Genomic DNA, 13,663 nt, shown 5'->3' with positions numbered 1-13,663 from the left:
ACGAACGGGGCCGCCAGTCATGAGCAAAGATATACTCGGGATTAAACAACAGGAGGAACGGCACTTGTCCATTTTCTCGACCATGTACCGGGCAGGCGCCCCCCTTCTGATCGCCCTGCTGGCGCTGCCGGCGCTGGCCGACGAACCGGGTGGGCTGGTTACCGGCAGTTTCGGCGATCAACCGCTGGAACTGACCGTTGCCCCTGAGTTGTCCGGCGCGACAGTCATCGGCAACTACGCCGATGTCTCACTCCTTGCCGCACAGATGGAGGGCGATCTGGGACCGGTCAATCTGGAACTGGTGATCAACGGCGAATTGCCCGCCCCAAGCGAGGTGGCGTTGACGATCACCTTTGCTCGCGACATGGGACGGAACTGGAGCGGCGATCAGGACAGCCTGACACTGACACTGGACGAGTTCACGCCGGGCGACGGGATCGTCGCCTTGAAGGGTACGCTCACCGGGCAAGTCAGCGGCGGCCCCGCTTCCGAAACCCGGCCTGTCACTTTCAGCTTCGACACCCGGCTTGATGAGCTTGACTGAAATGGCTGGACGCGCCTTGGCCCGAACTGCGGCCCTGCTGATCGCTACGGCAGCTTCAGCACTGGCCGGTGAGCCGCCCAACCCAGTCTGCCATGCTGACGTCCACCGGGCGGGCAATTTTGACCTGCGACAGATAGGTCCGCTGATCGCGGGAACGTGGACCGAATCCGCCATCGGAACAAGTGTGGCAATAGGCGTTCAGGAGAGCACTTTCGAGATCATCTATGATCGGAACCGCAACCGTTTGTATATGGGTCAGGACGGCATTCAGACTGAGCTGGTGCCGGTTCGAGGTGGGAACAAGCCGCTGCGCTTTGACTTTGTGCGTGGCGAACCAATGGACCCGCAGTTTCATATGTTGACTTCAACGGGTTCCGAGCCTCCCGCAGAGCCCTTCGAATGGGCGTTGGTTCAGGATTGCCAGATTGCCTCGGCGCCGCAATTCGAATGGCAATTCGGGTCCGGTGCGCGGCGCTCGGACGGGATCATCAGTTTCTTCTCGGCCAATGAGGCGATGGGAACAAAGCGCAATTCGGCGCGGGGAGTCCGTGAACAACTGATCAGCCGATAGGAATGACAATGAAGGTGCTTATCCCGCTTCTCCTGGCCCTCAGCTTCGCAACCCCGGCTGGTGCATTGGAGGCCATCGGCGAGATCAGAGCAAACCTGGACGGTGAAGAATTGAATTGGAAGGTGCTGCGTCAGGATGATGGCTCGGCGATGGTGCAGATCACCGATATCGGTCCGCTGACCATGATCGAACTGCATGCGCTTGGTGACGGCAGCATTTCCATCGGCCTGATCTTTCACGGTAAGCCTTCCGGAGATACGCCGCCCGCCGGTCTAACCATCGAAATACGGCCCGATCGCGGGGCGTTGGCAGGCGCGGTCTGGGAAAGCGAGGACGAGTCACCGCAGATGTCGATCGACCTGCTGGACCTTGAGGATGAACGCCGCATCCAGGCCAATTTTTCGGCAACCCTATGCCGCCGGGATGCCCCTGACGACTGTCGCGACGTCGAGGGGCGGATCGACACGTCGTTGGGTGCCGGCCCATGACGCTGGCCGAATTTCTGGCTGATCCGCTGCGCGTGACGCAAGATTCCGACAACGTGCTTGAGATCGAGAACCGTCCGATCCGGCGGGCTGCGATCGCCGCAGTGGCGATCCTGGTGGCGATCGCGGCGGGCCTCGCGGCAATCGTGGATGGTGCCACCGGAACGGGGATCATCGTGCTGGCCATGGTGGGCCTGATCGGCTGGCTTTACCTGCACGAGGTGGTGCAACTGACACAGTTGCGCCTGGATCGCGATGCCGTGCTTGCCCGACTGCGCGTGACCACGTTGCGCGGGCGACGCGAAGAGACATGCGCCCTCGCGGACCTGCACAAGGTGGAAAGCGTCGCGCAATATGGAACGGCTGCGGGAAACGATGAGACCCGGCTGGTCCTAATATGCGGATCGGGACCGGAGCGGCGTGAGATCGTCGTGCCGATGTTCCGGCCGGACCCCGAGGAGGTGGCGAATCTGACGGGCCTCATCAATGGCTGGCTGTCCCGCCGCGAACGAACGGGCCCCTCATGAGCATCGAGACGAATACGCCCGATCTGCTGGAACTGGAACTTGGGATACCGCGCTTCATCCTGTGGTTCGTCATGCTGCCTGTCCTGCCGATCACGCTGATCGGGCTTGCCAATCTGATCGGCGGCGAGTTCCTGACCGCGTTGGTGCTGCTGGTCGGGCTGAACGGGGCCTTCATCGCGGGATACATTGCCCTGTCCGAGCGCACGCGGCTCCGGCTGGATGCGGGGACGGGGCTGGCCAGCATCACCCGGACATCGCGCCTCGGCACACGCCGGCGGGACTATCCGCTGGAGGCGCTGGACAGTGCCGAACTTGACCGCAGCCACACCGCGCGAGAGGACCGCAGCACCTCGAAGGTGGTTCTGGTCTTTCGCGACACGCGCCCGGCCACACGAGTCACGCTGTCGCGGTGGAGCGTGTCCGGCGACGGGCCCGCGCTAGTCGCCAATGACATCAACGCCTGGCTGCGGCGCCATTTCGGGGACGAAGCGACCGCCCCCGGCCGTCACCTCTCAGACTGATCGACACCCGAAAGGAAACCGGAGCTTTGTGGGATTTCAATATCGGACAGGCGTTCAGCCTGATGATGCGGACGCTGCCTTTCGTGCTCTTGCGAGCGGCGGTCTATTTCGGGATCACGCTGGCCTATATCCTTGCGACCGGCGCCGGCGTCGTGATCGGCTGGGGCGTCGGCGCCTTCGGGGATGAAGATTTCCGCGCGACCGCTATGGCCTGGGGCGGCATGGCGGGGTTCGGTGTGACCGGCGCGGTAATGTATTGGCTGCGCGAGTACATCCTTTACGTCGTCAAGGCGGGTCACGTCGCGGTTTTGGTCGAGTTGATCGACGGCAGGCCTCTGCCGGAAGGGCGCGGTCAGATCGCCCATGCCACGACCGTGGTGAAAGAACGCTTCGGCCAGGCGTCGTTGCTCTTCGCGCTGGACCAATTGGTAAAGGGCGTTATTCGCGCCGTCACGGGGCTGGCGCGCGGCATCCTGTCGATCCTGCCAATCCCCTATGTCCGGCAGTTGATGGGCGTCGTCCAGGCATTCCTACGCATGGCGGTCGGGTTCATCGATGAGGTGATCCTCGCTCATGCGATCCGCACCCGCTCAACGGATGCCTGGGGATCGGCGCGTGAGGCGCTGGTGCTCTACGGCCAGAACTGGAAAGTGATGCTGCGCAACGCCGCCTGGCTGACGCTTTTTACCTACGGCCTCGCCTTTCTGATCTTCCTCGTGATGCTCGCCCCGGCTGCCGCACTGGTCTACGCCATCCCCGGTGCCTGGTCGGCGGGCGGCTTCGTCTTCGCGCTTCTGTTCGCATGGAGCGTCAAGGCGGCCTTCCTGGAACCCTTCGCCGTCACCTGCCTGATGCAGGTCTATTTCAAAACGACCGACGGCCAGCAGCCCGACCCGGAATGGGATGCGCGGCTGGAGCAGATGTCCTCGCATTTTCGCAAACTGAAAGAGCGCGCGGGCGCTCGCTTCGGAGCCACGCACAACGGAGAAGCCGCATGAAACCGCTCGTGACCGCCGGGCTTGCCGCCCTGACGTTATCCCTTGCAGCGCCGACGCTCGCCCAGGAACGCCAGAACACGATCCTCGTGCTGGATGCTTCGGGGTCGATGTGGGGCCAGATCGACGGGGTGAACAAGATCACCATCGCCCGTGAGGTGGTGGCCGACATCTTGTCGGATTTCTCCGCAGACCAGAATCTCGGCTTCGTCACCTACGGCCACCGCGAGCGCGGACAATGCTCGGATATCGAGACCGTTGTTGCGCCGGCGCCGGGCACCGCCGACGAGATTGCCCGGATCGTTAACGAACTGAACCCGCGCGGCATGACCCCGATGACCGATGCTGTCATCGCCGCTGCCCAAGCGCTGCGCCATACCGAACAGGCGGCAACCGTGATCCTCGTCTCGGACGGCATCGAAACCTGCAACCCCGATCCCTGCGCTGCCGCCCGCGCGCTGGAGGCGGCCGGCGTGGACTTCACCGCCCACGTCATCGGCTTCGACGTCAGGGGCGAGGCTGAGGCGCTGATGCAGATGCAATGTATCGCCGAGGAGACCGGCGGCCGCTTCCTGACCGCTGACAACGCCCGCGAACTGACCGACGCACTGCGTGAAGTCACCGCCGCGCCACCTTCGGGAACCTTCACCTTCACCGCCAATCTCGCTGGCGGGAAGATCGGCGACGAACCTATCTGGGACCAACCGTCGATGCCATTGGATATTCCCCTTCTGCCCGGCGAGGTGATTTGGGAAATCTCGGACACCGGATTCAACATGATGCGGACGGGCACCGCAAATCCCCTCACCGCCGATCTGCCGTTCGGCGATTATATCGTGACGGTCCATTCGACGGCTCAGGACGACTTCTCGCAGACCGAAATCAGTCTGGCATCGGACAGCGCAAGCAATGTCCACGCGATCTTCCCGCCTATCGCGCCAGAGCAGCCCCTCGCGCAGGTATTCGCTCCGGCGCAGGCCGTTGTCGGGTCCGCGTTCAGGGTGACATGGGAAGGCGAGGACCTGCATCCGCGCGATTACGTCACAATCGTGCCCGCCGATGCAGAGGACGGGATCTATGGCGACTACGATCGGCTTGAGGACCGGACCGAGGGCGAACTGCGCGCCCCGACCCAACCCGGCTTCTATGAGGTGCGGCTGCAACTCGACGCCGGCGACGGGGTTCTCGCTCGCACACCCATTGAGGTGGTCGATGCGGACGTCACCGTATCGGCGCCGGCACAGGTCGTCGTCGGGTCGGCTTTCCCCGTCACCTGGCAGGCCGAGGGCATGCATCCGCGCGATTACGTCACCATCGTCCCCGCGGGGGCGGAAGACGGAGCCTATGGCGATTACCACCGCATGGAAGGCGATGCCGAGGGCGAGTTGCGTGCGCCAGCCGAGCCGGGGCTTTATGAGGTGCGCCTGCAACTCGACGCCGGCGACCGAGTTCTCGCCCGCACACCCGTCGAGGTGGTCGATGCGGACGTCACCGTATCGGCGCCGGCACAGGTCGTCGTCGGGTCGGCTTTCCCCGTCACCTGGCAGGCCGGGGGCCTGCATCCGCGCGACTATGTCACCATCGTGCCCGCAGGCGCAGATGACGGAACGTATGGCGATTACGACCGCATGGAGGGCGATGCCGAGGGCGAGTTGCGTGCGCCGGTCGAGCCGGGGCTTTATGAGGTGCGCCTGCAACTCGACACCGGCGATCGGGTTCTCGCCCGCACACCCGTCGAGGTGGTCGATGCGGACGTCACCGTATCGGCGCCGGCACAGGTCGTCGTCGGATCGGCCTTCCCCGTCACCTGGCAGGCCGAGGGCCTGCATCCGCGCGATTACGTCACCATCGTGCCCGCAGGGGCAGATGACGGAGCCTATGGCGATTACCACCGCATGGAAGGCGATGCCGAGGGCGAGTTGCGTGCGCCGGCCGAACCGGGGCTTTACGAGGTACGCCTGCAACTCGACGCCGGCGACCGGGTTCTCGCCCGTGCGCCCGTCGAGGTGATCGAGGGTGATGTCTCGCTCAACGGACCCGACAGGGTGCGGGCCGAAACGGAAATCACCGTATCATGGAGCGGCGTCATCCATCCGCGCGATTACGTTGCCATCGTTCGAATCGGCACGCCCGACGGCGAGCAAAGCGGCTATCGCCGCATCGGCGATGCTGATCGCGGCACGTTCACCGCCCCGGCGGAGCCAGGCGCCTATGAAGTCCGTTACCATCTGGATCATGGCGATCGGGTCATGGCGCGCCGGCCGATCGAAGTTCTGGCGGCAGATGCGCCGATGGATGAGGGTGCCGGGCTCGTCGTGCCCGCCACCGCGAGGCCGGGCGAGACCATCGTCGTGCGCTGGACCGGCGGCGGCGAAAGCGAGGACCGGCGTGTTGCGCTGGCTCGCGCCGATCAGGCGGATTTCAGCTGGATCAGTTTCGCAAGCGCCGTCGGGATCGACAGCCTGGAGATCGAAATGCCGGATGCGCCCGGCACCTACGAAATCCGCTATCTGGACATAACGGAAAGGGCAGTTCTCGGCCGCGCGATCATCACGCTTGGCGAATGACGGGCGTCACAAAAATCAGGAGAATTCATAACCATGCTCAGATCAGTCATTACGGCATTTGGCCTTCTGGCCCTTGTCGTGCCTGCCGTAGCCGCAGAGCCGGGGGGAACGGCATCCGGGACGATCGCAGGCGAAGAGATTGAACTGTCGGTCTGGACAGAGCAGTCCGACTTCACGTCTTCAAGCTTTTCAATCTATTTTCGAGCACCGGCACTGAGGGAGCGCGGCCTGGGCAGCTTGTCCGTCGGCGCAGAGTGGATCGGCGATCTCGATGGTGGCTTCTTTTCCGCAGAAATCGACGTTCCAATTCTCAATACCGATCCGTATCGCGTTTACCGTGCGGACCTGGACGATGAACTCTCCCTGACAATTACGAGCGCCTCCTACCAAGGCGATGTGCTGGCAATCGCGGGCCAGGTGGAAGGTGTTCTAACCAGTATGGACCGGATTGCCCTTCGTAATCCTGACCCCGACGATACTCTCAGTGTTAGCCTGACGTTTGAAGCCGTATTGGGTGAGTTGCAGTGAGGACCGCGGCGTTTTCCCTAGTTGCGATCTGCCTTTCCGCACCTGTCCTCGCTCAGGAACCAGACGGGAGCATGACTGGGTTTCTGGACGGCGCGCCCACGTCCTGGCGCATCGACGCGGAGCGGTCGGAGTACCATTTCGAGAGCGATGATGTCGGCTCCCTGCGCATCTTCGCCGATCCGCAGGAGGTGCCGAAAGATATCGGCCCGATCCGTTTGCTAGTGATGATGGTCGAGGGAACGGCAAGCCTCCTCGAACTGCGGATCGAGGACGGAGCTGGAAATCCAGTTCTACGGCTCGCTGACGATACGGGGACGCGCACAATCCTGGATATCGAGCGCGACGGGGATGGCTCGCTGCGTTTCAACGGAGAGATCGAAGCGCACCTGGTGGCTCATCCGATGTCGGACCGGGTGCCGGGACAGCGCCATCCCCTCGTCCTTGATGTCGTGGAGGGCCAGATCACAGTCGCAGGGCACTAACCTGCTACGGTAAGGAGGAATGAAGCCGATGAAACGGGCCCTCGCGCTGACGATCGTTCTGGTCTGTGCCGCCGTGCCTGCCCTGGCACAGGATCGGAGCGACAGTTCGCCCCTTTGCGGCATGTCCTCGCCGACAGCGTGGCAGGAGTTGCGCGAGCGGTTCGTGGGCGACTGGCGCGTCGCCCACCTTTCCGGCTACGTCCTTGCCGGCGGGATGGTCATCCCCATGCAGCCCTCGCCCGAAACCGAGACCATGTCCATCTGGCTGCTGGGCGAGGATCTGCTGCTCGATCACCCCGAGATGACCGAACCGATGGCCGTCACCCTCGCGGACGAGGGTCGCTGGGTGATCGAGATCGACCACCCCAAGATCCCAGAGCCGGTGCTTACGCCGGACGATGCGGTCCTGGCATGGGCCGGAGACTGCGATCAGGAAGATCTGCCGCGCCTCGTCGGCCGAGGCGACGTGAGCATGGCGGGCGCGGTCATGGACATGACGCTGCGCATGCTGCCGGTCGATATGGATACGATGTCAATGACCGTGGAATCGGGACCCCGTATTTTCGCGCAAAAGGAACCCCGGTTTTGGGTTGATGGAGGGCACGACGGTGAGCGCCCGATCAGGCGAAGCTGGTCGGGGTTGCACAGCCTGATCGGGCGCGGCTCGTTTGCTTTCGGCTTTAGCTTTGAGAGCGGCTCTTGAAGCGCCAGGATTCGTTTCCGGTCTCGACGATCTCGCAGTGATGGGTAAGTCGATCGAGCAGCGCCGTGGTCATCTTGGCGTCGCCGAAGACGGTGGGCCATTCGCCGAACGCCAGGTTGGTGGTGATGATGACGCTGGTCCGCTCGTAGAGCTTCGAGACGAGATGGAAGAGCAACTGCCCGCCGGCCTGGGCGAAGGGCAGATAGCCGAGTTCGTCGAGCACGACGAAGTCGAGCCGGGTCAGGTGATCGGCAATGCGCCCCTGGCGGCCGGCACGGGTCTCGGTCTCCAGTCTGTTGACCAGGTCGACGACATTGAAGAAGCGGCCGCGCGCACCGTTGCGGATGAGCGCCCGGGCAATGGCGATGGCCAGATGGGATTTGCCCGTGCCGGTGCCGCCGACCAGGACGACGTTACGCTGATCGGCGACAAAGGCTCCGCCGGCAAGATCACGGATCAGGCTCTCGTTGACGGGCGTGCCGGTGAAGTCGAAGTCATCGATGTCCTTGGCCAATGGCAGCTTGGCGACGGTGAGCTGGTATTTGATGGAGCGGGCCTGCTTCTCGGATATCTCGGCCTGCAGCAGATCGCCGACGATCTTCGGTGGTTCGTGCTGGCGCTTGATGGCGACGCCCATGATCTCGTCATAGGCTGATCGCATCCCGTAGAGCTTCAGCGTGCCCATCAGTTCCAGAACCTCGGTGCGTTCCATGGCTGTTCGTCCTCCTGAGACTGTCATAGCGGGCGCAGTCGGCGATCGGCTCGTGAGCCAGCTTCAGCGCCTGGGGAATGGAAAGGATCGTGCCCGGCGCCGGGTCGCGGCGGCGGGCCAGGATGTTGAGGATCACCGCTGCCGACGAGACGCCGTGATCGAGCGCCTCCTGACAGGCCGCCTCGACCGCGTTCAATCCGTCGCTCAGCACACAGGTGAGGATCGACACCATCTGCCGGTCGCCGTCATCCACTGTCTTGAGCTTGCGACGCACCTTCTCCATGGCCGACGGCAGAACCCAGTTCTTGAACGGTGCGCCGTTGCGCAACCCGCCGGGTTTGCGGGCCAATACCGGGACGTAATGCCAAGGGTCGTAGATCACCTCGTTGCGGCCGAAGCAGCGGGCATGTTCGCCGACGACCACGCCGTCCTGGCGGATGACGATGCGATCGGCATAGGCATGGATCTCGACCGGCCGGCCGACGGCGCTCGACAGCACCGAGTATTTGTTGTTGTCGAAGCGCACCGTGCAGGTCTTCGACACCGAGGCCGGGACACAGTGGAAGCCGTCGAAGCGTCCGGCATATGGAATGAAGCTGCCGCGCTCCTCCTCGAACACCTCCCAGATCGTGCGGCCGTCCTGTTCGGGATGCCGGTGCGCCTTGGCCCAGGAGACGCATTTGTCGGCCAGCCAGCCGTTCAGGTCCTCCAGCGTCTTGAAGCGCAGACGCGGCGTGAAGAAGCGTTCTCGTACCAGCCCGACCTGATTCTCGACCTGGCCCTTCTCCCAACCCGACGCCGGCGTACAGGCCTCCGGTTCGACAAGGTAATGACCGCACATCTGCGCGAAGCGGCGGTTGTAGCGGCGATCCCTGCCGATGAAGATCGCGTCAACCGCCGTCTTCATGTTGTCGTAGATACCGCGCGTGCACGCCCCGCGGAAGAAGGCGAACGCCCGGTCATGGGCGTCGAACACCATCTCCTGCGTCTCGCGCGGATAGGCCCGAACGAAGAACATGCGGCTGTGACAGAGCCGCATGTGCGCCACCTTCACGGTCACCGTCACGCCGTCGAGCAGGACGACCTCGTGGCTCCAGTCGAACTGGTAGGCTTCGCCAGGCGCGAAGCTCAGCGGGATATAGGCCTCAGCCGCGGCGCTGCCGCGTTGCTCATCCCAATCCTGCGCGTGGCGCCACACCGAGCTGTAGCTGCCGTCATAGCCAAGGCCGCGAAGCTCCTCGAAGATCCGGATCAGCGTCAGCCGCTCACGCTGCGGCTTTGCCGCATTCGCCGACAGCAGCCCGTCCAACTTCTCACGCCAGGCTCCCATCCGGGGATACGGCTGATGCTTGCGCTCGTAGCGGAACTCGGTCTCGTCCGATCGCAGCACCTTGCGAACCACCTTCCGCGAGATCTTCAACTCCCGGCAGATCGCCTTGATCGACTTCCCCTGCACCAGCGACAGCCGGCGTATCTTTGCAATCGTCTCCACAACCAACATCCAAAACACAAATGCCTCCGATCAAACCGGACGCACTTTGATGACCCCACGTTAAGGGGTCCCGTTTGGACGAAAATTACCCCTCAACTGGGGCCCTCATTCCATGAAAAATCACACACGGACGGCGGGAAAGCCCAAATCGGTGGCCATAAGCGGCAATATCGCACAATCGGCGGCGAAGTGGCGAACCACGTGGGATTCATATACGTCGAAGTAGTCGGCTGGCGCTCAGGCCCACGATAAGCAATTTCGGCTTTCGGGAAGTCGCAACTGTCACTCGAACGTCGAAAATGCGGGCGCAAAGCCGTCGATCAAAGCTTGCAGTCTGAGCCGGCAAAGATGGTTGCGAGAGCGTGCAATCATCTTTGCCGGCGCCCCCCGTACCAAACGTAGTCCTCCTAATAAAACAACTTGTACCAGACGGTTTTGCAATTTTCAGAGTTGCGGCTTAGCGTCCATTAGACGAACTTACGTGTTGTCTTCCGTATTCACCGCGTCGCGGGCAGAGATAGGCCGGCCTCTATCTTGCCCACCTAGTTCCCGGTGTCGTGGCAATCAATGCATGCAGAAAATGACGCCTCGTGATTGACGCATCGCAGGAGCCCGCCTAAGTATGTTTGTGACCGATCACTAACTAACAAGGTGCCCCGTGCGAAAGTCAGCGGAGCTTCGCAAGGCCGAGATCATGGCCACCGTACTCGACCTGGCCGACAGGATCGGGCCGGACCGGGTGACGACAGGAGCGGTCGCATCGCAGATCGGCGTCACGCAGGCCGCCTTGTTCCGGCACTTCCCAACCAAGGCCGCCTTGTGGCAGGCGGTGGCCGAGCATGTGGCCGAGGGGCTGGCAACGGCTTGGGAAAATGCATTAAGCCTCGGAGACACGCCGATCGTCAGGTTGCGTGCACTGATTTCCGCACAGTTCGCGCAGATCGACGCGACCCCCGCGCTGCCGATGCTGCTGTTTTCGCGTGAGTTGAACGTCACCAACACGGAGCTGCGCGCCACCTTTCACGGTAGGCTCACGACCTTCCACGGCCTTCTGGCGACGGAGATCAGAACCGCGCAGGAAGCAGGGGTTCTGCGCGGCGACATGCCCGCAAACGATGCGGCGGTGCTGCTGACCTCGCTCGTGCAGGGCGTGGCGATCCGCTGGGCGCTCGGCGCCCGCGATTTCGATTTGCGAGCCGAGGGGCTGCGCCTGTTCGACGTACAGTGCCGGCTTCTGGCCGCGGAAGGAAAATAGACGATGCGGCGCATCTGGCTATCGGGTCTTCTTCTGGCGGCGGCTGTCGCTGCCGGCTTTCTGTTCTTCACCGAACGCCCCCTGACGGTGGCGATCGTTCAGCCCGAACATGATGTGGCCCTTCGCATCTACGGGCTCGGCACTGTCGAGGCGCGAATACTCAGCCGCGTCGGCTTCGAGGTGGGCGCCGCCCTGACCCGGCTTTCCGCCGATGCCGGGGACAGTGTGGCCAAGGGGCAGGAACTGGCCATCCTTCACTCTGCCGAACAGGAAGCGCGCGTTGCCCGCGCCGGCGCAGCGGTGACAGCCAACGAGGCCAATCTTGCCAAGGCCGATGCCGCGGTCGTGCGCGCCCGCGCCGTCCTGGCGCAGCGCGAGGCGGCGAACCGCCGCCAGCAGGGACTGGCGCTGCGCGATGTCGCCTCGGTCCAGCGCGCCGAGGAGGCGCAGCGCGACGAGGATGTGGCCCGCGCCGATCTGGCCGTGGCCGAGGCGGATGTGGCGGTGATCCGGGCACAGGGTCTTGATGCGGCGGCAGCGCTGCGGCAGGAGGAAGCCCTTCTCGCCCATCACCGGCTGGTCGCGCCCTATGACGCGCTGATCGTCGCCCGCCATGCCGAGCCGGGCACGGTGGTGAAGGCCGGCGATGCGATCTTCACCCTGATCGACCCGGCCACCGTCTGGATCCAGGCCTATGTCGACGAAGAACGCGCCGGTCAGCTTGCCCTTGGCCAACCCGGCACCATCCGGCTGCGCTCGCAGCCCGCGGCCGAGTTTCACGGCACCATTGCCCGCATCGGCATCGAAAGCGACCGGGTGAACGAGGAACGCCGCGTCTGGTTGACCTGCGCCGACTGCCCCGCCGAGATGTTTCTTGGCGAACAGGCCGAAGTGCGCATCCTGACCGGCACCCGCGCGAGCGCACTGATGGTGCCCGAGGTCGCCATCACCGGCTTCGACGGCCATCGCGGCACGGTCTGGACGGTGCAGGATAGCCGCCTTGCGCGGGTGGGGCTGACCTTCGGCGCCCGCGATGATCGCGGCCGCGTCGAGGTCACGGGCGGCCTGCCCGAAGGAGCCGCCATCGTCACCAGCCCGCCGAAGGGCGCCGCAGAGGGCCGGCGCGCCCGCGTCGGCGAGGCGCCATGAACCTCGCGCTCAAGGACATTCGCCATGGCCTGTTCCGCTTCGTGCTGACCTGTTTCGGGCTGGGGCTGTTGATGACGGTCGTGCTGGCGATGATCGGTATCTATAACGGCCTCGTCTCGGACGCGCTGGCGGTGGTGAAGGCGCCGGCGGCGGATGTCTGGGTGGTGGAGGCCGGCACCAAGGGACCGTTCGCGGAAGCCTCCAGCATTCCCGCCGACACGCGCGATGCAGTGGCGCGGATGCCCGGCGTGGCCGAGGCCGGCGCGGTGAACTACCAGAACGTCGAAGCGGCCCACACCGGGCAAACGCTGCGTCTCTACGTCATCGGATACGAGCCGGGGCGTCCGGGCGGGCCGCAGGCGATCGCCGAGGGGCGCGGCATCGGCGCCGGCCATTTCGAACTGGTGGCCGACCGCAAGACCGGCCTGCTGCCGGGCGAGACGATCCGGCTCGGGCGCGACCGCTTCACCGTGGTCGGGCTTGTGGAAGGCGCGATGAACTCGGGCGGGGATCCGGCAGTCTATGTGACGCTGGCCGACGCGATGGCGCTGCAAACCGAACTCGACCCGGCGGCCCAGCGGGTGCAGACCGCGCGTGGCGCAGTTTCCGTCAAGTCCGCCTCGGTCGCCACCATAATTGCCCGCATGTCGCCGGGCGCCGATGTCGATCTGCTGACCGCCACCGTGCGCCAGTGGAAGCACCTCGCCGCGATGACCCAGGTCGAACAGGAGGAGCTGCTGCTCGCCTCGGTGGTCGACAAGGCGCGCCGCCAGATCGGGCTGTTCCTCGGCATCCTGCTGTCCGTCAGCGCCGTGGTGATCGCCCTCATCATCTACACGATGACCATGGAGAAGCTGAAGCAGATCGCCACGCTGAAGCTGATCGGAGCCCCCGACCGCACCATCATCGCGCTGATCGTGCAGCAGGCGCTGATCCTTGGTGCCGCGGGCTGGGGGATCGGGCTGATGCTGATCCTGACGGTGAAGGACTACTTTCCCCGCCGCGTGGTGCTGGAGCCGTTCAACGTCATGGTCCTTGCCGGCATTATCGCCGCCGTCTGCCTTCTATCCTCGGCGCTCGGCGTGCGGGCGGCGATGAAGGTCGACCCGGCCACCGCGCTCGGAAGTTGACC

General features: G+C 64.2%; 14 protein-coding genes and 1 pseudogene. 13 read left to right on the top strand and 2 right to left on the bottom strand.

What is annotated here, in order from left to right:
* Positions 1–64: 64 nt before the first annotated feature.
* The 10 genes and pseudogenes from BUB57_RS12885 to BUB57_RS12845 all read left to right on the top strand — a co-directional run bounded on the left by BUB57_RS12885 (position 65) and on the right by BUB57_RS12845 (position 7,923).
* On the top strand, positions 65–544 hold the full coding sequence (locus tag BUB57_RS12885) for a hypothetical protein (protein WP_143159725.1): 480 nt from the start codon (positions 65–67) through the stop codon (positions 542–544).
* A gap of 1 nt (position 545) precedes the next feature.
* Positions 546–1,115: a hypothetical protein gene (locus tag BUB57_RS16615; protein WP_143159724.1), complete on the top strand. Its 570-nt coding sequence runs from the start codon at positions 546–548 to the stop codon at positions 1,113–1,115.
* Positions 1,116–1,123: 8 nt separating this feature from the next.
* On the top strand, positions 1,124–1,603 hold the full coding sequence (locus BUB57_RS12880) for a hypothetical protein (RefSeq protein ID WP_073067668.1): 480 nt from the start codon (positions 1,124–1,126) through the stop codon (positions 1,601–1,603).
* Entirely contained in the window at positions 1,600–2,127 is a 528-nt protein-coding gene (locus BUB57_RS12875) for a hypothetical protein (protein ID WP_073067666.1), read from the top strand. The genes BUB57_RS12880 and BUB57_RS12875 overlap by 4 nt, the downstream gene beginning before the upstream one ends.
* Positions 2,124–2,648, top strand: coding sequence for a hypothetical protein (locus tag BUB57_RS12870; protein ID WP_073067664.1), 525 nt, complete (start codon positions 2,124–2,126; stop codon positions 2,646–2,648). Before BUB57_RS12875 ends, BUB57_RS12870 begins: the two co-directional genes overlap by 4 nt.
* 26 nt (positions 2,649–2,674) lie before the next feature.
* On the top strand, positions 2,675–3,646 hold the full coding sequence (locus BUB57_RS12865) for a hypothetical protein (RefSeq protein WP_073067662.1): 972 nt from the start codon (positions 2,675–2,677) through the stop codon (positions 3,644–3,646).
* A pseudogene (locus tag BUB57_RS17380) lies at positions 3,547–4,047 on the top strand (vWA domain-containing protein); the annotation flags it as partial. The gene BUB57_RS12865 and the pseudogene BUB57_RS17380, both read left to right, overlap by 100 nt.
* Before the next feature lie 2,196 nt (positions 4,048–6,243).
* Entirely contained in the window at positions 6,244–6,738 is a 495-nt protein-coding gene (locus BUB57_RS12855; RefSeq protein WP_073067658.1) for a hypothetical protein, read from the top strand.
* Positions 6,739–6,809: 71 nt separating this feature from the next.
* Positions 6,810–7,220, top strand: coding sequence for a hypothetical protein (locus BUB57_RS12850; protein ID WP_073067656.1), 411 nt, complete (start codon positions 6,810–6,812; stop codon positions 7,218–7,220).
* Between the two features lie 19 nt (positions 7,221–7,239).
* Positions 7,240–7,923, top strand: coding sequence for a hypothetical protein (locus BUB57_RS12845; RefSeq protein ID WP_143159723.1), 684 nt, complete (start codon positions 7,240–7,242; stop codon positions 7,921–7,923).
* On the opposite strand, the gene istB is transcribed toward BUB57_RS12845, so the two are convergent.
* Complete coding sequence (istB, locus tag BUB57_RS12840) at positions 7,901–8,635, bottom strand: IS21-like element helper ATPase IstB (protein ID WP_035033516.1); 735 nt, start codon at positions 8,633–8,635, stop codon at positions 7,901–7,903. The genes BUB57_RS12845 and istB overlap by 23 nt on opposite strands.
* Positions 8,568–10,136, bottom strand: coding sequence for an IS21 family transposase (gene istA / locus BUB57_RS12835; RefSeq protein ID WP_073067652.1), 1,569 nt, complete (start codon positions 10,134–10,136; stop codon positions 8,568–8,570). The genes istB and istA overlap by 68 nt, the downstream gene beginning before the upstream one ends.
* Positions 10,137–10,821: 685 nt before the next feature.
* Here istA and BUB57_RS12830 point away from each other — a divergent pair.
* Genes BUB57_RS12830 through BUB57_RS12820 form a run of 3 tightly spaced genes read left to right on the top strand, consistent with a single transcriptional unit; the run spans position 10,822 to position 13,661 of the window.
* Positions 10,822–11,382: a TetR/AcrR family transcriptional regulator gene (locus BUB57_RS12830; protein WP_234952078.1), complete on the top strand. Its 561-nt coding sequence runs from the start codon at positions 10,822–10,824 to the stop codon at positions 11,380–11,382.
* 3 nt (positions 11,383–11,385) lie between these two features.
* A complete protein-coding gene (locus BUB57_RS12825; protein ID WP_011749564.1) occupies positions 11,386–12,531 on the top strand; it encodes an efflux RND transporter periplasmic adaptor subunit in 1,146 nt (381 codons plus the stop codon).
* The gene (locus BUB57_RS12820) at positions 12,528–13,661 is read left to right on the top strand and encodes an ABC transporter permease (protein ID WP_011749563.1); all 1,134 of its coding nucleotides are present in this window, start codon (positions 12,528–12,530) and stop codon (positions 13,659–13,661) included. The genes BUB57_RS12825 and BUB57_RS12820 overlap by 4 nt, the downstream gene beginning before the upstream one ends.
* Positions 13,662–13,663: the final 2 nt, after the last annotated feature.

The sequence above is a fragment of the Paracoccus solventivorans genome (genome assembly GCF_900142875.1).
Lineage (GTDB): Bacteria > Pseudomonadota > Alphaproteobacteria > Rhodobacterales > Rhodobacteraceae > Paracoccus > Paracoccus solventivorans.
The sequence above is the reverse complement of the archived record's forward strand: the minus strand, read 5'-3'. Positions and strand labels throughout refer to the sequence as shown.

What these genes read in the sequence shown, in the direction of transcription:
- BUB57_RS12825 (WP_011749564.1), top strand. Translation starts at nt 11,386, where the DNA reads ATGCGGCGCATCTGGCTATCGGGTCTTCTTCTGGCGGCGGCTGTCGCT.
- istA (WP_073067652.1), bottom strand. Translation starts at nt 10,136, where the DNA reads ATGTTGGTTGTGGAGACGATTGCAAAGATACGCCGGCTGTCGCTGGTG.
- BUB57_RS12875 (WP_073067666.1), top strand. Translation starts at nt 1,600, where the DNA reads ATGACGCTGGCCGAATTTCTGGCTGATCCGCTGCGCGTGACGCAAGAT.
- istB (WP_035033516.1), bottom strand. Translation starts at nt 8,635, where the DNA reads ATGGAACGCACCGAGGTTCTGGAACTGATGGGCACGCTGAAGCTCTAC.
- BUB57_RS16615 (WP_143159724.1), top strand. Translation starts at nt 546, where the DNA reads ATGGCTGGACGCGCCTTGGCCCGAACTGCGGCCCTGCTGATCGCTACG.
- BUB57_RS12845 (WP_143159723.1), top strand. Translation starts at nt 7,240, where the DNA reads ATGAAGCCGATGAAACGGGCCCTCGCGCTGACGATCGTTCTGGTCTGT.
- BUB57_RS12830 (WP_234952078.1), top strand. Translation starts at nt 10,822, where the DNA reads ATGGCCACCGTACTCGACCTGGCCGACAGGATCGGGCCGGACCGGGTG.
- BUB57_RS12850 (WP_073067656.1), top strand. Translation starts at nt 6,810, where the DNA reads ATGACTGGGTTTCTGGACGGCGCGCCCACGTCCTGGCGCATCGACGCG.
- BUB57_RS12870 (WP_073067664.1), top strand. Translation starts at nt 2,124, where the DNA reads ATGAGCATCGAGACGAATACGCCCGATCTGCTGGAACTGGAACTTGGG.
- BUB57_RS12880 (WP_073067668.1), top strand. Translation starts at nt 1,124, where the DNA reads ATGAAGGTGCTTATCCCGCTTCTCCTGGCCCTCAGCTTCGCAACCCCG.
- BUB57_RS12820 (WP_011749563.1), top strand. Translation starts at nt 12,528, where the DNA reads ATGAACCTCGCGCTCAAGGACATTCGCCATGGCCTGTTCCGCTTCGTG.
- BUB57_RS12855 (WP_073067658.1), top strand. Translation starts at nt 6,244, where the DNA reads ATGCTCAGATCAGTCATTACGGCATTTGGCCTTCTGGCCCTTGTCGTG.